This window comes from Nocardia sp. NBC_00508, assembly GCF_036346875.1.
Classification (GTDB): Bacteria; Actinomycetota; Actinomycetes; order Mycobacteriales; family Mycobacteriaceae; genus Nocardia.
This window is the reverse complement of the sequence record NZ_CP107852.1, coordinates 6,627,638-6,653,211: the sequence shown is the minus strand read 5'-3', so window position 1 is coordinate 6,653,211 and position 25,574 is coordinate 6,627,638. Positions and strand designations below refer to the sequence as shown.

At 69.3% G+C, this 25,574-nt stretch carries 25 protein-coding genes and 2 pseudogenes; 15 read left to right on the top strand and 12 right to left on the bottom strand.

The annotated features are described in order from the left end of the window. Positions 1-2: 2 nt before the first annotated feature. Positions 3-302, bottom strand: coding sequence for a DUF5703 family protein (locus OHA40_RS30015; protein ID WP_330230199.1), 300 nt, complete (start codon positions 300-302; stop codon positions 3-5). Further along, a complete protein-coding gene (locus tag OHA40_RS30010; RefSeq protein ID WP_330230198.1) occupies positions 302-1,315 on the bottom strand; it encodes a hypothetical protein in 1,014 nt (337 codons plus the stop codon). The genes OHA40_RS30015 and OHA40_RS30010 overlap by 1 nt, the downstream gene beginning before the upstream one ends. A gap of 154 nt (positions 1,316-1,469) precedes the next feature. Between OHA40_RS30010 and OHA40_RS30005 the strand changes: the two genes are divergently transcribed. Genes OHA40_RS30005 through OHA40_RS29995 form a run of 3 tightly spaced genes read left to right on the top strand, consistent with a single transcriptional unit; the run spans position 1,470 to position 4,476 of the window. Further along, entirely contained in the window at positions 1,470-1,826 is a 357-nt protein-coding gene (locus OHA40_RS30005) for a hypothetical protein (RefSeq protein WP_330230197.1), read from the top strand. Positions 1,827-1,832: 6 nt separating this feature from the next. Beyond that, complete coding sequence (locus OHA40_RS30000) at positions 1,833-2,366, top strand: hypothetical protein (RefSeq protein ID WP_330230196.1); 534 nt, start codon at positions 1,833-1,835, stop codon at positions 2,364-2,366. Between the two features lie 16 nt (positions 2,367-2,382). Then, positions 2,383-4,476, top strand: a complete 2,094-nt coding sequence (locus tag OHA40_RS29995) for an MMPL family transporter (protein ID WP_330230195.1) — start codon at positions 2,383-2,385, stop codon at positions 4,474-4,476. A 42-nt stretch (positions 4,477-4,518) separates the two neighbouring features. Here the strand turns inward: OHA40_RS29995 and OHA40_RS29990 are convergent. Next, a pseudogene (locus tag OHA40_RS29990) lies at positions 4,519-4,800 on the bottom strand (RidA family protein); the annotation flags it as partial. 153 nt (positions 4,801-4,953) lie between these two features. Continuing rightward, positions 4,954-5,505 (bottom strand): annotated as a pseudogene (locus OHA40_RS29985) (DinB family protein); the annotation flags it as partial. 62 nt (positions 5,506-5,567) lie between these two features. On the opposite strand from OHA40_RS29985, the gene OHA40_RS29980 reads away from it, so the two are divergent. Further along, positions 5,568-6,566, top strand: a complete 999-nt coding sequence (locus tag OHA40_RS29980; protein ID WP_330230194.1) for a helix-turn-helix transcriptional regulator — start codon at positions 5,568-5,570, stop codon at positions 6,564-6,566. Then, on the top strand, positions 6,563-6,904 hold the full coding sequence (locus OHA40_RS29975) for a hypothetical protein (protein WP_330230193.1): 342 nt from the start codon (positions 6,563-6,565) through the stop codon (positions 6,902-6,904). Before OHA40_RS29980 ends, OHA40_RS29975 begins: the two co-directional genes overlap by 4 nt. On the opposite strand, the gene OHA40_RS29970 is transcribed toward OHA40_RS29975, so the two are convergent. The 4 genes from OHA40_RS29970 to OHA40_RS29955 form a co-directional block, all read right to left on the bottom strand. Continuing rightward, positions 6,867-7,763, bottom strand: a complete 897-nt coding sequence (locus OHA40_RS29970; RefSeq protein WP_442943844.1) for a heme ABC transporter ATP-binding protein — start codon at positions 7,761-7,763, stop codon at positions 6,867-6,869. The genes OHA40_RS29975 and OHA40_RS29970 overlap by 38 nt on opposite strands. Positions 7,764-7,803: 40 nt before the next feature. Continuing rightward, positions 7,804-8,889, bottom strand: a complete 1,086-nt coding sequence (locus tag OHA40_RS29965) for a FecCD family ABC transporter permease (protein WP_330230191.1) — start codon at positions 8,887-8,889, stop codon at positions 7,804-7,806. Between the two features lie 76 nt (positions 8,890-8,965). Beyond that, entirely contained in the window at positions 8,966-10,024 is a 1,059-nt protein-coding gene (locus tag OHA40_RS29960) for a heme/hemin ABC transporter substrate-binding protein (RefSeq protein ID WP_330230190.1), read from the bottom strand. Between the two features lie 328 nt (positions 10,025-10,352). Next, complete coding sequence (locus OHA40_RS29955; protein WP_330230189.1) at positions 10,353-11,327, bottom strand: aldo/keto reductase; 975 nt, start codon at positions 11,325-11,327, stop codon at positions 10,353-10,355. Positions 11,328-11,617: 290 nt separating this feature from the next. Here OHA40_RS29955 and OHA40_RS29950 point away from each other — a divergent pair, with 290 nt between their 5' ends. The 7 genes from OHA40_RS29950 to OHA40_RS29920 all read left to right on the top strand — a co-directional run bounded on the left by OHA40_RS29950 (position 11,618) and on the right by OHA40_RS29920 (position 17,823). Further along, on the top strand, positions 11,618-12,547 hold the full coding sequence (locus OHA40_RS29950; protein WP_330230188.1) for an undecaprenyl-diphosphate phosphatase: 930 nt from the start codon (positions 11,618-11,620) through the stop codon (positions 12,545-12,547). Between the two features lie 16 nt (positions 12,548-12,563). Next, positions 12,564-13,322 carry a histidine phosphatase family protein gene (locus OHA40_RS29945; protein WP_330230187.1) on the top strand — a complete coding sequence of 253 codons (759 nt, stop codon included), beginning with the start codon at positions 12,564-12,566 and terminating at the stop codon, positions 13,320-13,322. Positions 13,323-13,395: 73 nt separating this feature from the next. Beyond that, positions 13,396-13,980, top strand: a complete 585-nt coding sequence (locus OHA40_RS29940; protein WP_195131737.1) for a DUF3090 domain-containing protein — start codon at positions 13,396-13,398, stop codon at positions 13,978-13,980. Positions 13,981-13,984: 4 nt separating this feature from the next. Continuing rightward, entirely contained in the window at positions 13,985-14,791 is an 807-nt protein-coding gene (locus tag OHA40_RS29935) for an SCO1664 family protein (RefSeq protein WP_330230186.1), read from the top strand. A 96-nt stretch (positions 14,792-14,887) separates the two neighbouring features. Then, positions 14,888-15,307: a hypothetical protein gene (locus OHA40_RS29930; RefSeq protein ID WP_330230185.1), complete on the top strand. Its 420-nt coding sequence runs from the start codon at positions 14,888-14,890 to the stop codon at positions 15,305-15,307. Between the two features lie 136 nt (positions 15,308-15,443). Continuing rightward, entirely contained in the window at positions 15,444-16,682 is a 1,239-nt protein-coding gene (gene mshC / locus OHA40_RS29925) for a cysteine--1-D-myo-inosityl 2-amino-2-deoxy-alpha-D-glucopyranoside ligase (RefSeq protein WP_330230184.1), read from the top strand. A gap of 61 nt (positions 16,683-16,743) precedes the next feature. Beyond that, positions 16,744-17,823 carry an MBL fold metallo-hydrolase gene (locus OHA40_RS29920; RefSeq protein WP_330230183.1) on the top strand — a complete coding sequence of 360 codons (1,080 nt, stop codon included), beginning with the start codon at positions 16,744-16,746 and terminating at the stop codon, positions 17,821-17,823. Positions 17,824-17,845: 22 nt separating this feature from the next. Here OHA40_RS29920 and fadD11 read toward each other — a convergent pair whose 3' ends face one another. From fadD11 to OHA40_RS29905, 3 genes are all read right to left on the bottom strand, one after another. Beyond that, the gene (gene fadD11, locus OHA40_RS29915) at positions 17,846-19,657 is read right to left on the bottom strand and encodes a fatty acid--CoA ligase FadD11 (RefSeq protein ID WP_330230182.1); all 1,812 of its coding nucleotides are present in this window, start codon (positions 19,655-19,657) and stop codon (positions 17,846-17,848) included. A gap of 156 nt (positions 19,658-19,813) precedes the next feature. After that, a complete protein-coding gene (locus OHA40_RS29910; RefSeq protein ID WP_330230181.1) occupies positions 19,814-20,464 on the bottom strand; it encodes an enoyl-CoA hydratase-related protein in 651 nt (216 codons plus the stop codon). Positions 20,465-20,501: 37 nt separating this feature from the next. Next, a complete protein-coding gene (locus OHA40_RS29905) occupies positions 20,502-21,101 on the bottom strand; it encodes a TetR/AcrR family transcriptional regulator (RefSeq protein ID WP_330230180.1) in 600 nt (199 codons plus the stop codon). A 214-nt stretch (positions 21,102-21,315) separates the two neighbouring features. Between OHA40_RS29905 and OHA40_RS29900 the strand changes: the two genes are divergently transcribed. Next, entirely contained in the window at positions 21,316-21,864 is a 549-nt protein-coding gene (locus tag OHA40_RS29900) for a TetR/AcrR family transcriptional regulator (RefSeq protein WP_330230179.1), read from the top strand. Between the two features lie 10 nt (positions 21,865-21,874). On the opposite strand, the gene OHA40_RS29895 is transcribed toward OHA40_RS29900, so the two are convergent. Further along, entirely contained in the window at positions 21,875-23,731 is a 1,857-nt protein-coding gene (locus OHA40_RS29895; RefSeq protein WP_330230178.1) for a Na+/H+ antiporter, read from the bottom strand. Between the two features lie 127 nt (positions 23,732-23,858). On the opposite strand from OHA40_RS29895, the gene OHA40_RS29890 reads away from it, so the two are divergent. Further along, entirely contained in the window at positions 23,859-24,761 is a 903-nt protein-coding gene (locus OHA40_RS29890) for an alpha/beta fold hydrolase (protein ID WP_330230177.1), read from the top strand. Positions 24,762-24,848: 87 nt separating this feature from the next. After that, complete coding sequence (locus OHA40_RS29885; RefSeq protein ID WP_330230176.1) at positions 24,849-25,457, top strand: TetR/AcrR family transcriptional regulator; 609 nt, start codon at positions 24,849-24,851, stop codon at positions 25,455-25,457. Positions 25,458-25,574 lie beyond the last annotated feature (117 nt).

The window sequence follows — 25,574 nt, the reverse complement described above, 5'->3', positions numbered from 1 at the left end:
GCTCACATTCCGGGCTCGGGCTGGGGTAGTAGTGCGGATTTTCGCCGCCGCAGCAGGACCCGCCTGCTGCCGTCGGTGTAGGCCCGCACCCGCGAGAGCTCCCAGCCACCGAACTCGGCTTGGATCGCCAACCGCATGGACGCGGTCACCCGCGTGACATCCGGCGGCAGGCGCAGCGGCACGTACTCGTAGTCGTCGCTGGTGGTCTCCCAGCCCGCGGGCAGCGCGCGCCCGCGCCGCCGATGTGCCGTGGGATCAGAGGATGCCGCGGAATCTTCACCCGCGCGCGGTGTCCGAGCCATCAGTGCCCTCTCTTCCGATCGTCCGCAGCGATCCGTTGCAGACCGTCGCCGGTCGCGGATCCCACGAACAAGTCCCCGGTGCGTTGCTCGATGGTCACCGAGTTCGGTTGCCGGACGGTGGCGTAGCGTCCCACTTCCTTCGGTATACCCGTCGACAGGTCGAACCCGACGACCTCGTTGCGCTGCGTGCACGTCACCCACACGGTGTCCGACCGCTGATCGTAGGCAACTGCGTAAGGCGAAGATCCTACCGGGAAACGCTGGCGCAGCACGAGCGGTCCCGCCGTGTAGACCAGCAGTTCGCCCCCGGCGGAGTCGGTGACCACGAACCGGCCGCGCGCGTCGGCGATCATCTCCGTGGCACCGTCGCCTGCCCGCAGCGCCAGCCCGAGCCGGTCGCGGCCGAGGTCGACTTCGAAGATCGCGGTTTGGTGACGGTCGAGCACGGCGAGCTTGCCGTCGGCTTCGGCGAGCTCGTCGGCCGATACCAGCCCGGACACGGTCCTGGTCACCGCTCCACCCGGCGCCACCTCGAGCACCCGGCCGTCGGCCGTGCCGACCAGCAGCCCGCCGTCCGGGCGCGGGCGAACCGACCGCACGTCGCCGTCGACGGCCACCTCGCCGATTCCGCCGCCGGCGAGATCGACCCGCAGCACCCGCCCGGGCGCGGTCGCCAGCACCTCGCCGGGCCTACCCGCCGCGAGACCGCTCGCGCGATCCGGCAGCGTCACGGTGCGCACCGCGGGCACAGCGGCGTCGGGGTCGATGACAGTGAGCGCGGTGCCCTCGAGCGCGGCCAGCAGCCCGGTGCCGGGATCGGATTCCAGCGCGGCGACCGGTCCGGTAAACAGGACCCGGCCCGCCGGCGGCGCGGTCACCGCGGGCGCGGCCGCCGCGGTGGCCGGCTCCCTGGTCGGCAGGTCCGCACCACCGGTGCGGGAGGAGCATCCGGTCAGCAACACCAGCATCGCCGCACCCGCGAGTGCCGAGAGGACCGAGCCGCGAGGGCGCATGCACCGAACTCCTAACTACCGACGAATCTTCCGCAATCTCACCATCTGACCATGATGACGCACTGAACCGACCGACCGGGGTGTCGGCTCGAGCACGATGTCGGTGATCAGAGTTACGGTGGAGCCACACGCTGTCCGATTCAGGGAGATCCGGTTGAAAGCCGACCATCCGTCGGGGTTTGCCGTCGATGACGTCACCGTCGGTCCGTACGCACACGGCTTTGGGACGACCGGCGACGGCCACCCCTTCGCGTTCCGGACCGTGCGCGCGACCCTCACACTGGAGGTCTACCGCCGCGACCTCGACACCGCCGTACCCGGCCCGGAAGACGTGCTCGCGGTCGCCGAAGCCACCGTCGCCGACATCGACCTCGACGACGAGCGCAGTGTCGTCGCCCTGGTGCACGATATGATCCCCGACACCGCGACGATCGACACCGCCGCAGACCGGGATGTCACCACCGTGCGGGCCCTGCTGGGACGGATCAGCTCCGTCATCGACGGTATGTAGGACGTGATGACCCACACACGATTCGCCCGGACCGCGCTCGCCGCCGCGGGCCTGCTGCTGGCGGCGCCGGTCGCGGCCTGCAGCACCGGACCGGACGAGGCCGCCGTAGCGGCCGCCCGCTCCTCGGCCAACGCGTCGCTGTCGTCCTCGATCGCCACCTCCTCCAGCGCCGCGCACCCGCCGCTGCCGACGGCCGCCGACCTGGACATCCAGATCAAGCGGGCGCTGGACCCGGCACTGCCCGACAGCGAACGCACCGCCCTCATCGAGGACGGCGAAGCGTTCCGCCAAGCCATCCCCGACATGTACCGGGCACTGCAGGACAATCCACGCGCCGTCTACGGCGTGACCGATCCGGTGTTCGACAACCACGACGGCACGCTGACCGCCACCATGCGGCTGGACAAGGACGGCACCGGCACCGCCGTCCGCACCACGGTGGTGCACTTCGTGCTTATCGACGGCAAGTGGCGGATCTCGCGCACCGATCTGTGCGGCATCCTGCGCTCGGCCGACTACCGCACACCGGCCTGCGGCTGAACCGGGCCGCCACTCGATGCGCAGGCCCGGATCGCTGCGGTGGGGACGGTTCGTCCACCGCAATCGCTTCCTCGTGCTGGGCTCGTTCGTGCTGTTGGTGCTGGTGTCGGGCTGGTACGGCCGCGACCTGTCCGGACGGTTGACCCAGGAGGGCTGGTTCGACGAGAGCAGCGAATCGGTCGCCGCCGCCGAACTGGCCGACCGCACCTTCGGCCGCGACACCGACAGCGACCTGATCCTGCTCTACACCGCCCCCGACGGCGCGACCGTCGACGACCCTGCCGTCCGCGGCCCGGTCACCGCCCAGCTCGCCGCCCTGCTGGCCACCTACCCCGATCGCATCCTGAAGATCGACAGCTACTGGGACAGCCCGTTCGCCGCGCAGGCCACCGACGCCGCCCACACCCACGCGTTCGCCAGCGTCGGACTCCGCGGCTCCGGCACCGCCACCGTCGAGAACTACGCGGCCATCAAGGACCACCTCGGCGCCGGACGCCCCGGCGGCGGCCCGGGCGGCACGACCGTACAGCTGGCCGGGTTGCAGCCGATCGTCGAAGGCATCAACACCGGCATGCAGCGCGACATCGAACGCGCCGAACTGATCGCCCTGCCGATCGTGGCGATCCTGCTGTATTTCGTGTTCGGCGGCGTGATCGGGGCGCTGCTGCCGGTGCTGATCGGCGGCATGACGATTCTGGGCACCCAGGGCGGGCTGCGGCTGCTCACCGACCACATCGACGTCAACGTCTTCGCCAACGCCGTCATGACCCTGGTCAGCCTGGGGCTGGCGATCGACTACGGATTGTTCACCGTCACCCGATTCCGGGAGGAACTCGCCGCAGGCCGCACGGTCGAAGAAGCCACCGCCCGCACGGTCGCGACCGCCGGACGCACGGTGCTGTTCTCGGCGGCGATCATCGCGGTCAGCCTCGGTGCGCTGTTCATCTTCCCGAACGGAGTGCTGCGCTCGGTGCCGCTGGGCGGCGTCAGTTCGGTGCTGTTCGCGGCGCTGCTGTCGGTGACCGCGCTGCCCGCGGCGTTGAGCATCATCGGGCGCCACATCGACTTCCTGGGCTGGAAACGGTTCTCCCGCAGCAAAACCGAAGCGCAAATCGACGCCGGATTCTTCTCCCGCCTAGCCGTATGGGCGATGCGCCGGCCGCTGGCGGTGGCCGTGCCGATCGTGCTCGCACTGCTCGCGCTCAGCATCCCGCTGCGGCACATCGAGTTCGGCGGACTCAGCGAACGATACCTGGCCCAGGACAATCCGGCGCGGGTCGCGCAGGAACGTTTCGACGAGCTGTTCCCCAGTTTCCGCACCGAACCGCTGAAACTCGTAGTCGTCGGCGCCGACCCGCGGCAACTGAGCGACATCCGCTACGCCGCCAACCAGGTCCCCGGGCTGACCGGACGCTTCGAGCCCGCGGCGGCCACCAAAGACGGCATCAATGTGCTCGCCGCCGGGCTGGCCGACAAACGCGACGCCGACCGGGTGATCGCCGCGCTGCGCGCCATCCCCGAACCGACCGGCGTGCGGGTGATGGTCGCCGGCGTGCCCGCCCTCGAACGTGACAGCATCAACGGTCTGCTGGACGGCCTGCCGCTGCTGCTGGCCATCCTGGTGGCGGCGGCGCTGGCACTGATGTACGCCGCGTTCGGTTCGATCGTGCTCGCACTGAAGGCCGTCGCGATGAGCGCGCTCAGCCTCGTCTCCACCCTCGGCATACTGACCTGGGTATTCGTCGAAGGCCACGGTGCGGGGATCTTCGACTTCACGCCGGGACCATTGATGTTCGCGGTGCTGGCGTTGATCGTGACGGTGGTGTTCGGACTGTCCACCGACTACGAGGTGTTCCTGCTGTCACGGGTGTCGGAGGCGCGCGCCGCGGGCGCCGATGCCCCGGAGGCGATCCGCTACGGCATCGCCCACACCGGTGGCGTGATCACCTCCGCCGCCGCCATCCTCATCGTGGTCACCGGCGCGTTCGGGTTCTCGGATCTGGTGCTGATGAAATACATCGCCTACGGCATGATCGCGGCCCTGATCCTGGACGCCACCGTGATCCGCATGCTGCTCACACCCGCGGTGCTCAAACTGATCTGGCGATAGGTCGCGGGCTTGCGGCGCGGGCCACAGACTTTGGTTCGGGGCCTATTCGGGGATGATCGCTACTGCGTCGATCTCCACGAGCGCGCCTGGGCGAGCGTGTCCTGCGGTGGAAACGACCGTGATGGCCGTGCGGTGACCGCCCCACACCGATCGCGACGCCGCGTATCCCACCTGGGCGTCGACCCCATCGACGAGGTAGATGTTGAGTTTGACGACCTGCTCGGGACCGGTACCCGCGGCGGCAAGCACAGTCAGCACGTTTCGCATCGCCTGAGTGGTTTGCGCCTCGATACCGTCGAGCAGTTTTCCGGTGCTGTCGGTGCCGAGCTGGCCGCCAACGTAGAGCGTCCGGGCAGCGGGCGCGATCACGCCCTGCGTGAAGGCAGGGTTGTTATGGAGTTCTTCCGGGTCGAGGTGAGTCGGGTTCGCGGTCATGAGTGTCTTCAGTGTCTTCCTCGAGGTATCGGATTTCGTGTGCAGGTAGAGGTCGCGCAGCAGGCATACCTCGGACAGGTGGTGGATCAGCTCGCGGTGGATGTGCAGCACCAGATCGGCCATCGGTAGCTCGGGAAAGGGTTCCTTCGCGCCGATCGGGACCCGGAGCCCGGCCTCGCCGAGGTCACCTACCCCGGCCAGCCAGACGTCGAGCTGTGCCTCGAGCTGGTCGAGGGCGGTGGCCGCGGTGCCCGCGTACGCCCAGGTCTCGTACGACGCCGCGGGAGCGCCGAAGTGCGCCGCATTGCGCGCGGCGAGCACGCCGACGATGACGTGACCGAGTCGCCAGGCGATCGTGGTGAAGGGCGCGGGCACCGGCTCAGGGAAGGCGTAGTCCATCGTGAAGTCCCCGACGCCGACCTGCACGGGTGCTGTCGAGCTGCCGCGTGGCCGCACGCTCCAGGCGCCCGGCACCGGCGACCAGAGGTACTCGTCGTCGGTCAGGCCGTCGAGCCTGGCTCGGACCTGATGCTTCCAGTGGAACTCCCACTGCTCGCGCAGCCTCCGGCTCCAGTCGAGTTCGTCTGTATCCATGGAAGCACCCTCACACACCTAGCGGACAGAATCGGTCCGCTATTTGTGGCAGGGTGGGTGACATGGACGCCAGCGGCGAAGAGCGGGGGACCACGGAGCGGGTGCTCACCCTGCTCGGGCTGCTGCAGCAACGCCAGGTCTGGACCGGCCCCGAACTCGCCGACCGGCTCGGAGTCACGCCACGCACGGTACGGCGTGATGTCGAGCGGCTGCGCACGCTCGGCTACCCGGTGCATGCCAGCCAGGGTGTCGGCGGCGGCTACCAGCTCGGTTCAGGGCAGGAGCTGCCGCCGCTGCTTCTCGACGACGAGGAAGCGATCGTCACCGCAGTCTCGCTGCTCGTCGGCGCGGGTGGCGCAGTCGCCAGCGCCGGCGACGCCGCACTCAGGGCGTTGACCAAGCTCGACCGGGTGCTGCCCACCCGGTTGCGGCACGAGGTGCGCGCGCTCTCCGGCTCGGTGGAGTCCTTCGGCGGAGGCCGCACGCCGGTCGACCCACAGGTGCTCATGACGCTGGCCAGAGCCTGCCGCGACGAGGTCGAAGCACGCTTCGACTACCCGTCCGGGGGCGAGGTGCGACAGCGGCAGGTCGAGCCCTACCGCTTGGTCGCCTCCGACCGGCGCTGGTACCTCCTCGCCTACGAGCTCGATCGCGACGACTGGCGCAGCTTCCGCGTCGACCGGATGACCGATGTGTCTGCACGGACCTGGCGCTTCCGCCCGCGCGCGGCGCCCGACGCGGCGACGTACGTGCAGGAGGGTGTGGCCAGTCGGGTCTACCCGTACCAGGCGCGCTTCCTCGTGCACGCCTCGGCCGACACCGTGCGCGCGCAGATTCCGGCGTCGGCGGCCGTCGTACGACGGCGAGGAAACGAGCGCTGCGAGGTGCTCAGTGGCGCCGACAAAAGCCTCGACGCCGTGCTCATGCACGTGCTCATGCTGGGTCACGACTTCGAGGTGCTCGACCCTCCAGAGCTCGGGAAGCGCTGTCACGCGCTGGCGGAGAGGCTGCTGTCGGCGGGTGCAACGATCTCACCGGTGGCGGACATGGAGCAGTCATGAGCCGCGACCACGCCAGCGCTGAGAAGCGCTTCCGCTGCCTTTATGTCGAGCACGTCGACCCGATCGTCGGCTTTGCCATGCGCCGGGCCGACGACCCCGCAGACGCGGAGACCATCCTGGTTGCCTGGGACGACCGGATCCAGATTGATCGCGTCCAGCGCCAGCGGCGACCTGGTCGAGATCCCCACCGCACACATCGATCTGCCGGTCTCGACGACGATCTCGACGGATCGCAGTGGCGTACTTCATCATCTGGTCGTACGGCTCGGCCCGTCCAGTTGATCGGCCGGATCCGAGCGGTCAGCGACGCACCGGCAGCACCAGTTGGGCACCGGTGACGGGGTGGTCGAGAACCTCCACCGGGTGCTGGTAGACGCGGGTGAGCAGGTCGGTGGTCAGCACGTCGCGCGGCGGCCCGTCCGCGGCGATGCGACCGGAATCGAGCACGGCGACGCGGTCGGCGTAAGCGGCCGCGATACCGAGGTCGTGCAGAACCACGACCACGGCGGCTCCTGCGGCGGCGCGGGCGGTGGCCAACCGCAGAACGGCTTCCTGGTGGCCGAGGTCGAGCGCCGCGGTGGGCTCGTCCAAGAGCAGCGTGGCGGTGTCCTGGGCCAGCACGCGAGCCAGCGCGACCCGGGCGCGTTCGCCACCGGAAAGTGTCGGAAAAGACCGGGCGGCAAGGTGTTCCACGTCGGTGGCGGCCATCGCGGCGGCGATCTGTTCGTCGTCTAGTTCGCGACGCTCGGTGCGCACCCAGGGCGCGCGGCCCATCGCTATCACTTCCCGTGCGGTGAAGGGGAAGCCGACCGTATGGCTCTGCGGCAATACGGCTCGCCGCCGCGCCATGTCCAGCGTCGTCCAGTGCGTCAACAGCTGCCCGTCGAGTTCCACGGCGCCCTCGGCGAGCGTCAACTCCCCGGCCAGCGCGGCCAGCAGCGTCGACTTACCCGCGCCGTTGGGCCCGACGAGTGCCACGACCTGCCCCGCGACGGCCTCGAAGTCGATTCCCTCGAGCACCCGTCGCACCCGCCCGCCGCCGCCATGGCGATTCACACTCACCCCCACCGCCCGCAGCGTGGCGTCCCCGAGCCCAGGCCGCACCGGCAACTCGTGCACCCGCCGGAACACGCTCACCGCACGCCTCCCAACCGGCCGCCGATCGAGTGGCACAACAGCGAGAGGTCTTCTCGGCATTCCCCGCAGCCATGTGCCACTCGACCGAGGGGCCGGGGTGTCATGCCCAGCCTCCGGAGCGGGCTCGGGTGCGGCGCAGCAGCCAGAAGAAGACCGGGCCGCCGATGAGGGAGGTGAGCATGCCCAGCGGCAGGTCGGCGTTGTCGACCAGGGAGCGGGCGGTGACGTCGGCGGCCAGCAGCACCACCGCCCCGACGATGGCGCTGAGCGGGATGAGGACCCGATGGGCGGGGCCGACCAGCATCCGCACCAGATGCGGGACGATGAGCCCGACGAACAGGATGATGCCGGTGAACGCGACACCGGCGGTGGCCAGGACCGCGACGACCACGATCACATTGCGCCGCAGCCGCTCCACATCGACGCCCAGATGCCGCGCTGCGGACTCACCCAGCGCCAGCAGATCCAGCGACGGCGCCAGCAGCACCGCCGCGGCCACGCCCACCGCGGTGAGCGGTGCGACCACGCCCACCGATTCCCAGGTCGCGCCGTTGAGCGAGCCCAGCTGCCAGAACACGAGCTGGTCGCGTGCGGCGGGAGACGCCACGAACAGCAGCAGCGCGATCACCCCGCCAGCGAAGGCGTTGATCGCGACACCGGTGAGCACGAGCGTGACAACCTCGGTGCGTCCATTGGCGCGCGCCAGCACATACACCAGCAATGTGGTCGCCAGCCCCGAGACGAACGCGGCCGCGGCCACCGACCACACCGCCACGAACGCACCACCCACCACGATCACCGTGCCCGCCCCGACCGCCGCGCCCGCCGACACCCCGATCACACCGGGTTCGGCCAGCGGATTGGCGAACACTCCCTGCAACAACGCACCCGCAGTCGCCAGCGCCGCACCGACCAGCATCGCCAGCACCACCCGCGGGAACCGCACCTGCCACAACGTCACCTCCCCCGAGGGATGCGCGGGCATCGGCCCGAGATCCAGCCCGATGCGGTGCAGCACGCTGCCCGTCACCTCGGCGGGGGTGGTCGGCACCTGCCCGATCGCCGCCGACACGACCGCCAGCGCGACCAACCCGGCCACCGCGACCGCGAATACCAGCAGCACCTGGGAGCGACGCCGTGACTTCGGCGCGGGAGAAACCGGTCGCGCCGTTGCCGTAGCGCTCATGCCTGCGCCTCACTACCGCTCGGCTCCGGCATGACCGCTGAGGCGGCTGTGTCCATGGTTCGCTCGCTGCGCTCACTCATGCGTGCCCGGTGCCGTACACGGCCTGGCTCAGCGCCGCGATCACCCGCCCGGTGTTGGGTCCGAAACTCAGCAGCACCGCATCCGACATGTCCACTACGCGCCGGTCCCGTCCGGCGGGGGTCTGCGCGATGCCGGGCACCTTCTGCAGTCCCTCTACCCCGCCGACGGATTCCAGCCCATCCGACATCACCAACAGCACATCCGGCGCCGCACCGATCATCGCCTCGCTGGTGATCGCGGTGAACGGCTCTTTCAGCCCAGCCGCCGTGCCCGCGTCCCGCGCGCCCAGCGCCGCGATCAACGCGTCCGCGCCCGACCCCGGTCCGGCGAGCATCGTGATGGCCGTGGAACGCAGATACAGGAACGCGATGGTCAGCGGCGGGTCATGGGCGGGAACGGCGGCGCTCGCGGCGGCGATCTCGTCGCGGGTGCGCTGCGCCAGCGCCTGCCCGCGCTCGTGCACCCCCAACGCGCCCGCTACCGCCTCGATCTGCGGCACCACCCCGTCCATCGTGCGCTGCGGATCGAAATAGACGACCGTGACACCGGCCGCGCGCAGTTGCTCCCGCACCCCGGGCGCGGCGCTAGTGGTGTCGGTCAAGAACACCGAAGGCCGCAGTGCCAGTACCGATTCCACGTTCAGCGATCCATTGCCGCCGGCCACGTTCGGCACGTTCTGCACGGCGGGAAACGCCGCGGAGGTGCTGCGCCCCACCAGCTTCGACCCCAACCCGAGCGCGAACACGGTCTGGGCCAGAGTGCCGTAGCGGTCCACAGCGATGATGCGGCTCGCGTCGGTGACGGTGACTTCGGCGCCGTCGAACGAGCGCACCGTCACCGGCAGCGTCAGCGTCGGCTCGGGTCCGATCGGCACCGGGTCCAGGTCGGTCAGCGTCGCTGTCGACGGCCCGTGACCGCCGTGCGAAGCCGCGCCGTCGGTTCCACAGGCAACCGACCCGGCCAGCAGGCTCACCGCGAGCAGGGCCAGCACAGCACGCCACCACCCGCCTGGGACTCGGTTCCCCCGCCCGACCCCGGTCACCTCAGTGCTCATGCCTGCGCCTCGCTGACACTCGGCTCCGGCATGCGCACGCGCGCTGTGTCGATGATTCGCTCGCTGCGCTCACTCATGCCCGCGCCTCGCTGACACTCGGCTCCGGCATGCGCACGCGCGCTGTGTCGATGATTCGCTCGCTGCGCTCACTCATGCCCGCGCCTCGCTGACACTCGGCTCCAGCATGCGCACGCGCGCTGTGTCGATGATTCGCTCGCTGCGCTCACTCATGCCCGCGCCTCGCTGACACTCGGCTCCAGCATGCGCACGCGCGCTGTGTCGATGATTCGCTCGCTGCGCTCACTCATGCCGGCAAGGCTAATCTCTGTCACTCGGTGCGTGCACTGACGTCGTCCAGGGCGGCCGCGATCGCGCGCGGCAGTTCCAGAGTTTCCGCTGCCAGCACGCCGGTGAGCTGCCCGATGTCGCGTGCGCCGACGATCATGCTTGCGATGCCGGGTCGCTCCCGGATCCAGGCCAGCGCGACGGCAAGCGGCGAGGTGCCCAGTCCGTCGGCGGCGGTGACCAGCGCCTCGACCACTCGGGTCGCGCGGTCGTCGAGCCGGTGGCGGATCTCGGCGGCGGTCGCCTCGTCCGCGCCGCGCGAATCGGCGGGCACTCCGTCGCGATACTTGCCGGTGAGAATGCCTCCGGCCAGCGGCGCGGTAGCGATCAGCCCGACGCCGTGATGCTGGGCGGCCGGAATGAAATCGGTTTCGGTATCACGCGCGAGCAGCGAGTACGGGGTCTGCGCGACGGTGATGGGCGCGACCGCGGCGATGCTGGCGACCTGCCAGGCGTTGAATCCACGCACCCCGCCGTAGCGGACCCGCCCCGAGCGGACCGCGAATTCGAGGGTGGCGGCGACCTCGTGGAGTGGAGTCTGCGGGTCCCACGCGGCGACATGCCAGATATCGAGATAGTCGGTGCCCAGTTCGAGCAGCGTCCGATCGAGTTGGCGCAGCAGCGCGCGGCGCGAGGTGTCCACGGCCGGGCGAACCGGTTCCGGCGCGGGCACGGAAGCTCCCCCAGGTGCGGGCGTGGTCCGCGGCGCGACACCCGCGCAACCGCTGAGTACCAGATCGTCGCGCGAGACCAGATCGCCGAGCAGTTCGGCCAGGATCCGTTGTGCCGCACCGCCGGCATAGGCGGGGGAGGTGTCCACCAGCGTGCCGCCCGCCTCGGCGAACGCCACCAACTGCACTGCCGCCTCGTCGGTATCGGTATGCGCACCCCAGGTGTGGGTCGCCAGTCCTATCCGGGACACCCGCAGGCCGCTGCGGCCCACCGTCCGCTGTTCCATCACCGTGTCCGCGCAATCGTCACGGCGCCAAGCCTAGAGTGTGGATACGCGACTCGACGCCCACCAGCACAGTGGGTCGCACTTGCGCGAGCGGGGAAACCGCCCCCCTGGTGCGAACCGCGCGGTGGCGGCAGCGCAACAGCCGGGCACGCCGTCGCGGCCTCGACACTGTACTGTCGCTGCGTGATTGCGGCGGTGGTCACAGCGACGCGCCGACCGCCGGACCAATTGCCCAGGTGGGAACACGTATTTCGGGTGGAAGTGGAGGCTGGTTCGTGGTAGGAGAGTCGATGACCTGGGTGCAGGCCTTGCTGCTGGGCCTGGTGCAGGGACTCACGGAGTTCCTGCCGATCTCCTCCTCGGCGCATCTGCGCATCGTGTCCTCCGTCTTCTTCGGCGACGACGCGGGCGCCTCGTTCACCGCGGTCACCCAGCTGGGCACCGAGGCCGCAGTGCTGGTGTACTTCGCCAAGGACATCTGGCGGATCGTGTTGGCCTGGTTCGCGGGTCTGCGCGAGCGGGTGACCACGCGCGGCAGGCAGGAGCTCCCACTGCACGATCAGCCCACCACGAAACTTCCGGTCCTCACCGCCGACCGCACGCGCGTTCTCCACGCACAGAACCAGCGCGAACTCGACTACCGCATCGGCTGGTATGTGATCATCGCCACCATCCCGATCGGCGTGCTGGGGTTCGTCTTCAAAGACGAGATCCGCACCGGGGCGCGCAATCTGTGGCTGGTGTCGTTCATGCTGATCTTCTTCGCCCTGGTCATCGCCGCCGGCGAACACTTCGGTCGCAAGGAACGCCCGATCGAGCAGCTGACCACCCGCGACGGTCTGGCGATGGGCTTCGCCCAAAGCCTGGCGCTGATCCCCGGTGTCTCGCGCTCGGGCGCGACCTCCACCGCCGGACTGTTCCTCGGGCTGGAACGTGAAGCGGCGGTACGGTTTTCGTTCCTGCTCGCCATTCCCGCCGTCACCGCCTCGGGTCTGTTCAGCCTGCCGGACGCGTTCGCACCCGCCGGTGAAGGGCTCAATGCCAGCGGACCGCAACTGCTGGTGGCCACGTTGCTGGCGTTCGTCGTCGGCTACGCGTCGGTGGCGTGGCTGCTGCGTTTCGTGGCGCGGCATTCGCTGTACTGGTTCGTCGGCTACCGCATCGTGCTCGGCCTGGTCATCATGGGTCTGCTGGCGGCAGGGGAAATCTCGGCGACATGATCGCTAGGCTGGCCGCATGACGGTGATCCTGTTGCGGCACGGTGTGTCGACGTCGAACACCGCCCGCACCCTGGCCGGTCGCGGCACCGGCGTCGGGCTCACCGAGCGCGGCGACGAGCAGGCCAGGGCCGTGGCCGAACGACTGGCCGGGCTGCCGATCGAACGCATCGTGCATTCGCCGCTGCTGCGCTGCCAGCGCACCGTGGCACCGCTGGCGGAAAAGTTCGGGCTGGAGCCGGTATTCGACGACCGGCTCATCGAGGTCGATTACGGCGAGTGGACCGGCCGCCCGATCGCCGATCTGCTGGCCGAACCGCTGTGGAAGGTCGTGCAGCGGCATGCCTCCGGCGCGGTCTTCCCCGGCGGCGAGGGCCTGGCACAGGTGCAGTCCCGCGCCGTGGCCGCCATCCGCGACCACGACCGCGCCCTGGCCGAGCAACACGGCCGCGACGCGCTGTGGGTGGCGTGCACGCACGGCGACGTGATCAAGGCAGTCCTCGCCGACGCCCTCGGCATCCACCTGGACGGTTTCCAGCGCATCATGGTCGAACCCGCCTCGATCAGCGTCATCCGCTACACCCCGACCGCGCCGTACGTGTGGCGGATGAACGACACCGGCTCCGACCTGTCCGCCCTCGCCGCCACCGGCGGGCAACCCCGAGACGGCGCCTCGGCGGCATCGAGAACCGCGACCTCCGGTCCTGTTCCCGGTGGTGAGCTGGGAGACGCGGGAAGTGCGGATAATGGGAATGCGGAGCGCCGCGATTCCTTGTGAACAACCGTACGGTCGTTGTATGGAATCCGCGCGCCGCGGGTAGTCGATCAGGGTCACGTATCAGGAGGTGCATGTGTCACGCGCAATCCATGTATTCCGCACCCCCGATCGTTTCGTCGCCGGGACCGTCGGTGAGCCGGGCGATCGCGCGTTCTACCTGCAGGCCGTGCAGGAACCGCGCGTGGTCAGCGTGCTGCTGGAGAAGCAGCAGGTGAAGGTGCTCGCCGACCGGATGGGTCTGCTACTGGACGAGGTCGCGCGCCGCTTCGGCGCGGAGGTGCCGCCGCAGGCCGAGGACGTCACCGACAACGCGCCGCTGGTCACCCCGATCGACGCCGAGTTCCGGGTCGGCACCATGGGCCTGGGCTGGGACGCCGACGCGGGCGCGGTGGTGGTGGAACTGCTGGCGATCACCGAAACCGAAGTCGACGAGTCGGTGGTGCTCGACGACACCGAGGAAGGACCCGACGCGGTACGGGTGTTCCTCACCCCGATCCAGGCCCGCGAATTCGCGCTGCGCTCCACCCGCGTGATCGCGGCGGGCCGTCCGCCCTGCCCGCTGTGCGGAGAACCGCTGTCGGCTCGCGGACACATGTGCGTGCGCACCAACGGCTACAAGCGCGGCGACATCTTCGGCGCGGCCGAACTAGAGGAGTGATCGGGTGGCCGAGGCCGGGGACCGATTCCACAGCGGCGAGCTGACGGTGATCGGGCGGGTGACCACCGCCAGCAACGTGACCCTGGTCTGCGATGTGCCCGACAGCCAGACGGACCAGGCGCTGCGGGTGGTCTACAAGCCGATCCGTGGCGAACGCCCGTTGTGGGACTTTCCCGACGGCACCCTCGCCGGACGCGAGGTGGCGTCGTATCTGATCTCCGAGGCGGTCGGCTGGAGCGTGATCCCCGAAACCATCCTGCGCGAGGGCCCTTTCGGGCCCGGCATGGTGCAACGCTGGGTCGACGGCGTGGACAACCACACCGACCGCGGCAACCGGCTCGACCTGATCGACCTGTGCCCCGCGGGCGCGGTACCCGACGGATTCCGCGAGGTGCTGCGCGCACTGGACCAGGAGGGCAACGAAGTGTCGCTGATCCACGCCGACGACCCCCGGCTGCAGCGGGTGGCGGTGCTGGACGTGCTGCTCAACAACGCCGACCGCAAGGGCGGGCATGCGCTGGAAGGCGTGGACGGTCAGGTGTACGCCGTCGATCACGGCATCTGCCTGCACACCGAGCACAAACTGCGCACCGTGCTGTGGGGCTGGGCGGGCCAACCCATAGACGACGGCCTGATCGCGGACATCACCGTGTTCGCCAAACATTTGCCGGGCGCGTTCGCCGATGCGCTGAGCGAATACATCACCGACAGCGAGATCGACGCGCTCGCCGAACGCACCCAGCAGGTGCTCGACGACCCGGTGATGCCGCTGCCGCGCACCGCGCGTCCCATCCCGTGGCCTGCCTTCTGAGCGCGACAGCCCCGCCACCGTGACCGATGCCGTACCGGGGACATTCCTGGCACAGTTGAAGCTCGAATGCTCGGCGCGATCACCAGGGAGGACCCGATGACCCACTCGACCGGAGACCGTGCGGCACCGACGGTGCAGATCGGCATCGGGGCGCCGACCTACAAGCTCGCGTTGCACTACCTGCATCTCTACGACAAAAAGCCCTACCCCGACACCGACCTGCACCTGTACGACAACGGCGTCTACTGGCTGAGCTCGGCGGGGGAAGACCACTTCGGCGTCTACGTCCTCACCGAGGGCTCGGTGGATTCCGGGCGGTTCACGATGCGCTTCATCTCGTTGCCATCGCCGGATTGGGGCGATACGGTCGCCTATCACGAACTCGAGTTCGACGTGGCACGCGGCGAATTCACCCAGATCGCACTCGCCGACACCGATCCGGATATTCCTGACCTGGACGGGACGTTCGCGATCACCCGCAACACGATCACCGACCCCACCCGCCGCGACCGGTGATTCAGCCAGACCCGAAACCTTGACATCCCACGATTTGCTGGAAGACGCACGTCGTGAGGGCCTGCCGACCGGCCCGCCCCCGGGCGGCGTCGGGGCGGGGGCGGATGATCTCCACCACACCCTTACCCTCATAAGCATGCAGTCCTGGTCCGACACCGCCGTCCCCGCCGTCCCTGGAGCAGGACCGCCGTTGCGGTTGTACGACACCGCCGACCGACAGGTCCGGCCGGTCACTCCCGGCGCCACCGCCACCATGTACGTCTGCGGCATCACCCCCTACGACGCCACCCACCTCGGGCACGCCGCGACCTACCTGACCTTCGACCTGGTCAACCGGCTGTGGCGGGATGCGGGCCACGACGTGCACTATGTGCAGAACGTCACCGACGTCGACGACCCGCTGTTCGTCCGCGCCGAACGCGACGGTGTGGACTGGCGCGAACTCGGCACGGCGGAGACCGACCTGTTCCGCGAGGACATGTCGGCGCTGCGGATCGTGCCACCCCGCGACTACGTGGGCGCGATCGAATCGGTCGACGAGGTCGTCGAGTTCGTGCAGAAACTGCTGGCCTCCGGCGCCGCCTACGTCGTCGACGACCCCGAATACCCCGACATCTACTTCCGTGCCGACGCCACCGAGCAGTTCGGGTACGAATCCGGCTACGACCGTCCCACCATGGAGCGGTTGTTCGCCGAGCGCGGCGGCGACCCGGACCGCCCGGGCAAACGCGACACCATCGACGCGCTGGTGTGGCGCGCGGCCCGCCCCGGCGAGCCGTCCTGGCCCGCCCCGTTCGGCGCGGGCAGGCCCGGCTGGCACATCGAGTGTTCGGCGATCGCGGTCAACCGCATCGGCCCGGAATTCGACATCCAGGGCGGCGGCAGCGACCTGATCTACCCGCACCACGAATACTCCGCCGCGCACGCCGAGTCGCTGATCGCGGGCCGTCGTTTCGCCCGCCACTACGTCCACGCCGGCCTGATCGGGCTGGACGGGGAGAAGATGTCGAAGTCCCGGGGCAACCTGGTACTGGTGTCGGTGCTGCGCCGCGACGGCGTCGACCCCGGCGCGATCCGCCTGGCGCTGCTGGCAGGCCACTACCGCCAGGACCGGATGTGGACCGCCGCGCTGCTCGAACGCGCACAGCGCCGCCTGCACCTGTGGCGCGAAGCGGTCGCGCTCACCGCGGGCCCCTCGGCCACCGACACCCTCGCGCGGCTGCGCCAGCATCTGGCCGACGACCTGGACACGCCCAAAGCGCTCGATGCCGTGGACAACTGGGCCCGTCAGGCCGTCGACTACGGCGGCCAGGACCCCCACGCGCCCGCCCTGATCACCACAGCGGTCGACGCGCTGCTGGGCATCCGCCTGTAATACGCCCCAACTCCCGGCCGACCACTTGCCTGTCTCGGGTGTGCGTGGTGAGGTACGGGGCGTGTGCAGAATTCCTGGGCTGGGGCTGTTCGGGCTCGGCGACAGACTGGCGACGATCGCGGCCGGACAGTTACAGCCCGCGGCCGGACCCGCCGACGCGCGGACGATCGCGGCCCGCATCCGCTTCTTCGGCGCCGATGCCATCGACGGCGAATCCGGCGCGCCGCGCACGGATCGGGTGGTGCTGTCCTGGATCGGGTGTACGACCTACGCCCTGGCCATCGGCGGTGCGGTGTTCCTGCTCGACGCGTGGGTGCCGCGGCTGACCAGCACCGGATACGTCCCGGCCACCCCGCAGGACCTGGTGGACCTGGCGCCCGCGGCGATCTTCATCGGCCACGGACACTTCGACCACGCCGGCGACGCCGCCCGCATCGCGCAGGCCAGCGGCGCCACCGTGCACGGCACCGCCGAGCATTGCGCGAACATCACCGCGCAGCTCGGCGATCCGTCGTTCGCGACCGCCCCACACGGCGACGCGGACACACCCATCGGCACCCGCGAAGACTTCACCGTCGGCGCGGTCGAGGTGACCGTCATCCGGCATCTGCACTCCGCGCGCACCCCACCCGACCCGGTCGACGGATCTCCGCGCTTCTTTCCCCGCCCGGAGCCCGGGGTCGTACTCGCGCACCCACCGACGCTCGCCGGCCTCGTGCAGGGGGTGTCGCGCCTGCGTGATCCCGAGGGCGGAGTTCTGCTGTATCAGTTCCGGGTGCCGGGCTTTGCACTGGTCTGGCACGACTCGACGGGACCGCTCACCGAGCGCGCCCCGCACGTGTTCGACATCCTCGCCGCGCTGCCCGCCACCGACCTGCAGATCGGCGCGGTGCAGGGCTACAACCAGATCAGCAACGGCCTGCGCGATCCGCGCACCTACATCCAGGCGCTCACCCCGGCGTTGTTCGTACCGAGCCATCACGACAACTGGCTGCCCGGGCTCACCGCGAGCGCTGCGACATACGACGCGCCGCTGCGCACCGAACTGGCTCGGATTCCCGCCGCGCAACGACCGGACCTGCGCACTATGCACGATCCGACCGACTACGTGCGGCCCCAGCGGCTCACTTTCTCGCTGTGAGCGCGTCGGCGGCGCGGATTCCTCACAGACGCGCCTGCTGTCCTTCCGGTTCGTGCACGGTTGCGGCCAGGGCGTCGGCATAGAGCAACGCGATCTGCTCGACGTACTTGGCCGCGATCGGCTTGCGGCGCAACTTCATCGTCAAAGTCACCTCGTCACCACCCGGTTCCCAGAAGGTCGGCAGCACGCTGAACCGCTTGATCTGCTCGACCCGCGACAGCGTCGCGTTGCCCGCCGCCACACCGCGCGCGATCTCGGCGACTACCCCGGAGTCGGCCGCCAGCGCCACCGCGGACGCCTCCGGCAGACCATACTTGGCGGCATACAGCGCCGCGGTTTCGGCATCGATGACGATCAGCGCGGTGTTGTACGGGCGGGCCTCGCCGATCACGGCGATGGCGCCGACCAACGGGGTCGCGGCTTTGATCGCGTTCTCGATGTTGGCCGGGGACATGTTCTTTCCCGCCGAATTGATGATCAGCTCTTTCTTGCGATCGACCACCCGCAGGTAGCCGTCGTCGTCGACGGACAAGATGTCGCCGGTATGCAGCCAGCCGTCGGCGTCGAGCGCCTCGGCGGTCTTCTGCGGCTCCTTCCGATAGCCTTTCATCACCAGCGGCCCGCGCACCAAGAATTCACCGTCTTCGGCGATGCGCCACTGCATTCCGGGCAGCATCCGGCCCACCGAACCCAACCGCGCCTCCTCGGGCGCGCAGGCACTCGCCACGCAGGTGAGCTCGGACATGCCCCAGATCTCCGAGATCGGAATGCCGAGCCCGAAGAAGAACCCGAGCGTCTGCGGCGGAATCGGCGCGGCGCCCGACATCGCCCACTTCAGCTGGTCCAGGCCGATTTTCGCGCGCAAGCCGGACAACACCCGCTCGTCGGCCTTCGCCCATTCGGCGGCCAGTTGGGCGTCGATCGGTTCCCCGCGCAGCTGCGCGTCGGCCTTGCGCGCTGCCACATCCAGCGCCCACTCCAGCGCGCCGCGGGTGGCGTCGTCGGATTCGTTGGCGACGGAGAACTCGATGGCCGCCTTCAGCTTTTCCCACACCCGGGGCACCGCACCCCAGATCGTGGGGTGCACGTCGACCAGCGCGGCGGGCAGCAGCGACCGGTCGGGCACCACGGTGATCTGCGTGCCGTACACCTGCTGCAGATACAGCGAACAGAACCGGTCGGCCATGTGCGCCGACGGCAGGTAGGAGGTCTGCCGGTCACCGAACGCGACCGGCAGCACCGCGTGGAACGCGCGTGCTTCGGCCAGCAGATTGGCGTGGGTGATCTCGACACCCTTCGGGTTTCCGGTGGTGCCGGAGGTGTAGACGAGGGTGAGCACGTCCTCCGGCCGCACAGCTCGCCAGGTGGCATCGAAGTCGAAATCGGCCCGGCCCATGGCCTTCAGTTCATCCAGGCCCAGCGTGCCTTCGGGACTGCCATCGATACAGACGATGGTCTCGATCGCCGCGCCGGAGCGCCGGATGCGCTCGACGTACTGCTGCTCACACAGCACCACCCGGTTGCCCGCATTACCGAACACGTAGTTCAACTGCTCAGGCGACAGCGTGTTGTACACCGAGAACGAGGTCGCGCCGGTGTGCTGCGCGCCGACCTCGATCGGATAGAACTCCACCCGGTTGCCCATCATCAACGCCACCGTGTCGCCGCGGCCGATGCCGAGGGCCCCCAGCCCGACCGCGACCGCACGGACCTGCTCGGCGTATTCCCGCCAGGTCAGCGTCTGGTCGCCGCCGAGGGAACGGACCGCCACCGCGTCCGGATCAATCGCCGCGCTGAGTTGGAATGCGGCACAAGACGTGTTCGGTTCGGTCATCGCACAACCCTCGTTCAGTAAATCCCGACTTCCCCAGACAGTAGGTGCCCGGCCACACGCGTGGGGCGTTTCGATCGTTCCGGCACGACGGCCTTTACCCCAGCACTGCCGAAACACCCCCGCCTGCAACAGATTCGACGCGTAGTTCCGGGCTTTCTACACGGTCAACGCCACCACGGCTTCGGCGTACATGGTGTTCTTGATCGCGCCGAGGGTGCCGGAATCTTTCCCGCCCAGCGGGGCCAGCAGGGACAGCGCGGTCTCGGTGACGGCGCCTTCGGCGGCGGTGGCGTCGACGATGTCGGCGGCCGCGGCGTCGATGCCACCGAAGCGGCGGCCGGTGGTCATCGAGGCCACCGCGGTCTTCGGGGTGAGCTTGGCTTGGATGAGGGCCGCCATGCCGGGTGTGAAGGGGATGCGGATGTCGACCTCGGGGAAGCAGAAATAGCCGCGGTCGGCGCGCATGACGCGGTAGTCGTGGGCGATGGCGAGCATGGCGCCCGCGCCGAACGCGTGCCCGGGCAGCGCGGCGGCGGTGGGTATCGGCAGGGTGAGGATCCGCGCGAACAGCGCCTGCACCCGCCCCACATACCACTCGGCGCGGTCGCTGTGTGTGCTGAGCCAGTCCAGGTCCAGTCCGTTGGAGTAGAACTTGCCTGCCGCGGTGGTGACCAGGCCCTCGGCGCGGTCGGCGAGCGCGGTGTCGAGGTGGGCACCCACTTCATCCAGAAAGGCGGGGGAGAAACGGTTTTCGTCACCGCCCAGATCGAGGACGGCGATCTTGTCGTGGTAGTCGAGTGTAGGCATGATGGTTCCTCGGGTAGGGGACGGGGATCAGGGATCGTCAGGGGGGCGGGCCGAGCGCGAGAACAGCGCGTACCGCGCCGCGGAGATATTCCCGCGCACGGGGGTCGTCGAGTCGCTCGCGGCGCAGCAGCACGGCGGTGGGCAGGTCGACCAGGCACAACGTGATCACGTCGACGGCGCGGCGGTCGCCGCGCTGCCACAGGTGTCGCGACAGCCGGATCATCAGCTCGACCAGCACCGCGTCGGTCGCCGCGAGTTCGGCGGCGACGCCCTCGGGCAGCTCGCCCAGCAACTCCTCGCGCCGCACGGCGAGCAGCAGCCGCGACGAGTCCGGATGACGCTCGGCGAAGACCGCGGGCGCCTCGGCGGCCGCGACCACGGCCTCAGCGCTGTCGTAGTCGGCGAGCGCCGTCTCGACCAGCGCGGTTTGCAGGTCGAGAAATCGGCGTGCGGCCCGCAACCAGGTCCGGCCGAGCAGCTCCGCGCGCGAGCCGAAGGTGTGGTAGATCGCCCCGTTGGAGATGCCGGTGGCGGTTGCGACCGCGCGCGTGGTGACCGCGGCAGGGCCGCAGCGAACGGCCAGTGATTCCGCGGCATCGAGCACGAGATCGGGGTCGTGCGTGCGAGGGCGGGGCATGGCGCCACTATAACAGAGCATTTGCTCTGTTATAGTCTGCTGATCTCTCCCGGTAGATCACCCACGGACGCTAGGTATTTCAGCTGGTAACAGGTACTGCGGGGTATTTGGGGTACGCCTCGGTACTTCGCCCGGCTCAGTCCCGGCGACGCTACGATGGGGTACTGTTCGGTCCCTCACCCTCCCTGCCCGAACGAAGAGAACGGCGCCGCGAATGTCACGTGTGGTCACCAAGGAGCAGTACTTCGCCACCGGCTTGGAGGTGCTCGCCGAATTCGGCTTCAAGGGCCTGAACATCGGCGTGCTCTGTCGCCGGCTCGGCGTCACCAGCGGATCGTTCTACCACCACTTCGGCAGCTGGCAAGGATTCGTCGACGCCTTGCTCGACCACTGGGAGAACCGCCAGGTGCGCATCCTGGGGACGATGCCGTTCAACCAGGGCAACCCCGACGACGACATCCGCGCCATGTCCGACCTCGCCGCCGGACTGCACCACTCCGCCGAAGCCGCGATCCGCGCCTGGGCCGCCAACGACGAATCGGTCAATCTCGCCCTCAAACGCGTCGACGAATCCCGCAGGCGCACCGTGCACAAGGCGGTCAAAGGGGTCGTCGGTGACGACGACACCGCCGCGGTGGTCACCTCGCTGGGCATGGCGATGCTCGTCGGCTACCAGCAGATCGCCGCAGGCGGCGAAGACCTGTCACTGGACGGGCTGCTGGCCGAGTACGCGCGCCTGATCTACTCCCACGCCCGCCGCTGAACCCCGCGCGCTACCCCAGCAGCTCGTCGACATAGCACCACCGCCACGCCTCGCCCGGCTCCACGCTGCGCATCACCGGATGCCCGCTGCTGGCGTAATGCTTGGTCGCATGGTTCCCCGGCGAGGAATCACAGCAGGCAACGTGCCCGCACGACAAACACATTCGCAGATGCACCCAGGCGTGTCCCTCCGCGACACATTCGGCACATTCATCGGGCCCGGCGTTCGCCCGTACCAGGGGCGCGGAACTCAGATGCTCGCAGGTGTCGTCGGCCGACGGCGCCGCCAGCGGTTCGACCAGCTCTTCCTCGGTCTCGTCATAGCGGTCGATCATCGACTCTTCCAGATCCAGCCGGGCCAGCACGTATTGCAGGATCTCGTAATCCACCGTGCCCGAATCCCGCACCCGCAAGACGGTTTCCCGTTCGGCGCGCAACATCTCCAACCGCAGCCGCCGGTACTCGGCGGTGGGCGTGACCAGTTCCGATTCCGCCCGCCCTAGCCGCTCCCAGGCCGCGTTGGTCTTCCAGGTGACCCGGTCGCGCAACGCCTCCACCACACCGGGCGGCGTGTCGGGCGTAATTCGCGTCTCGAGCACAGCCAAACCCGCCGCGGTCGCCTGCTGCATCACATTGGCTTTCTGCAACGCGTCCTCGGCGCGGCTGGGCCCGCGCAACCGCAGCCACCGCACCAGCCACGGCAGCGACGTGCCTTGCAGCAGCAACGTTCCCGCCACCACCACCAGCGCCAGCAGTTTCAGCACCGGCAACTGCGGAGTGTCCTGCGGCAGCAGCAACACCGCCGCCAACGTCACCACGCCACGCATCCCCGCCCACGACACGACGACCAGATGACTCGGCGGCACCGCCGCGCCCATCCCGAGACTGTGTGACAGCAGCGACGAACCGAATACCCACACCGGCCGCGCCAGCATGGTCGCCGCCAGCACCGCCAGCGCCGTGAGCACCAGGGTGCGATGATCGAGCCCGCTGTCCCAGGCACCTTCTACGATCGCGCGCACCTGCAACCCGATCAGGACGAACACCGCACACTCCAGAATGAACTGGATGGTCCGCCAATTGATGCGCTCGGCGATCCGCGACGCCGCGCTCTGCCACACCGGCGCATTGTGCCCGAGAATCATGCCGCAGGTGACCACCGCGATCACCCCCGAGGCGTGGATGCCCTCGGCAGGCAGATACGCTACGAACGGCGCGAGAAACGACAACGTCGTATCCAGCACCGGATCGGTGATGCGGCGCCGCAGCATCGCCAGCAGGTAGGCCACGACGATCCCGACCGCCGCGCCGCCACCGGCCGCGAGCGCGAAGTCGGCGCCCGCCGCCCATATCGACACTGTCCCCGCCGTGGCCGCCAACGCGGTCCGCAACGCCACCAGCGCGGTGGCGTCATTGAACAACGACTCGTCCTCCAGGATCGTCACGATCCGCCGCGGCATCCCGATCCGGCGCGCCACCGCCGTCGCGGCCACCGCGTCCGGCGGAGCCACCACCGCCCCCAGCGCGACCGCGACCGCGAACGGCACCGGCAGCAGCCACCACACCACCACCGCCACAACGAACGTGGTGAACAGCACCAGCCCCACCGACAGCAGCGCGATCGTGCGCATATTGGCCCGGAAATCCACCAGTGACGTGCGAATCGCGGCGGTATACAGCAAAGGAGGCAGGAAACCGAGCAGAATGATCTCCGGCTCCAGGTGGATCTCCGGCACGAACGGCAGATACGACGCCGCCACCCCGGCCAGTGTCAGAATCAGCGGCTCGGATATCCCGAACCGCCGCGCCAGCGCCGCCAACGCGGCCGCTGACGCAACGAGAACAACCAGGCCGATCGCGACGTCCACAGTGGAATTCTCGCAGAGCGCACGATCGGCAAACGGCCCGCGCGGTACATGACATGTGCGCGGTCCACCGAACTGCTGTGCCCGGGCGCTCATACGCGCCATGCTTGTCGGCGACGAGGAGGTAGACATGGAGGAGTTCGCGGCCTGGCGGGCGAACGGACGACGTCTCACACATCGCGGCCACCAGATCTTCTGGCGCGACGGCGGCGGCGGGCCGGACGGGACGCTGGTGTGCATCCACGGATTCCCCACCGCGTCCTGGGACTGGCACCGGATCTGGCCCAGCCTGTGCGAACGCTTCGCGCGGGTCATCGCCCCGGACATGATCGGCTTCGGCTGGTCGGCCAAACCACTCAACTACGACTACCGCATCGCCGACCAGGCCGACCTGCACGAGAACCTGCTGCGCGACCAGGGCATCCACCGATTCCACGTGCTCGCCCACGACTACGGCGACACCGTCGCCCAGGAACTGCTGGCGCGCGACGCCGAACGCCGCGCGGCCGGTGACGAGTCGCTGGTGCTGGAATCGGTGTGCCTGCTCAACGGCGGCCTGTTCCCCGAAACCCACCGCGCGCGGCTGGTGCAGCGGCTGCTGGCCAGTCCGCTCGGACCGCTCGTCGGCGTGCTCGGCACCGAACGCACCTTCCACCGCAGCCTGGCCGCGGTGTTCGGGCCCGACACCAAACCCACCGACGCCGAACTCCACCAGTTCTGGCTGCTGTGGTGCAGCAAACACGGTAAACGCAACGGCCACAAGCTGATCCGCTACATGGGCGAACGCCGCAAGCACCGGCAGCGCTGGGTGGGCGCGCTGCAGCACGCGCACGTCCCGATCCGGCTCGTCGACGGGCCCGCCGATCCGGTGTCCGGCGCTCACATGGTGCGCCGCTACCGCCAGCTGATCCCCGACCCCGACGTGGTGGAACTGCCGCGCATCGGCCATTACCCGCAACTGGAAGCGCCCGAGCAGACCCTCGCGGCACTGCTGGAATTCCACGGCAACCGGGTGCACAAGCCCACCTCGTGACCGCGGCAAGCCGGAGCCGGTCACAGGTCCGTCCAGCGACCGGCCCCGGAACGTCGGCCTTTATGGCAGAGGCCATAATATGGCGGTATGGCAGCGACACGCCGATCCCGCAGCGACAGTTCCCCACGCACCCGGCCGGGGGACGCGCGGCGGCGGATGGTCGACGGCGCGATCGACTCGCTGCGCGTGCACGGCGCCAGCGCCACCAGCGTGGACCGGGTACTCGCGGCCACCGGCGCGCCACGCGGCTCGGTGTATCACCACTTTCCCGGTGGACGCACCGAGCTGATCACCGACGCGGTCACCACCGCGGGGGAGCTGATGTCGGCCTTCATCGAGCGCCTCACCCACGACAACGACCCCGCCACCGCCCTGGACCGGTTCGCGGCGATGTGGCGGCGCACCCTGCTCGACAGCGACTTCCGCGCGGGCTGCCCGATCTTCGCCGTCGCCGTCGAAACCAACGACGACGCACCGGAATTCGCCCGCCTCGCCGGGGAGGTCTTCCACCGCTGGCAACGCGCGCTCACCGAGATGCTGCAGCGCCACGACGTGCCTGCCGACCGCGCGCTGCGCCTGGCCACCCTGACGGTCGCCGCGTTCGAGGGCGCGATCGCCCTGTGCCGCGTCCACCGCGACATCGCTCCACTCGACGACGCCGTGCGCGAGCTGCGCCACCTGGTGACCGCCTGCTGACCTCGCACCCTCGCGAGGTCTTCGCCGTGATCCCGGCGAACGCCGGCAGCCGCAACCACCCGACCCGGCCATGACCTCTTGACACACCCATTATGGTGTATGCCATAGTCGGGTACC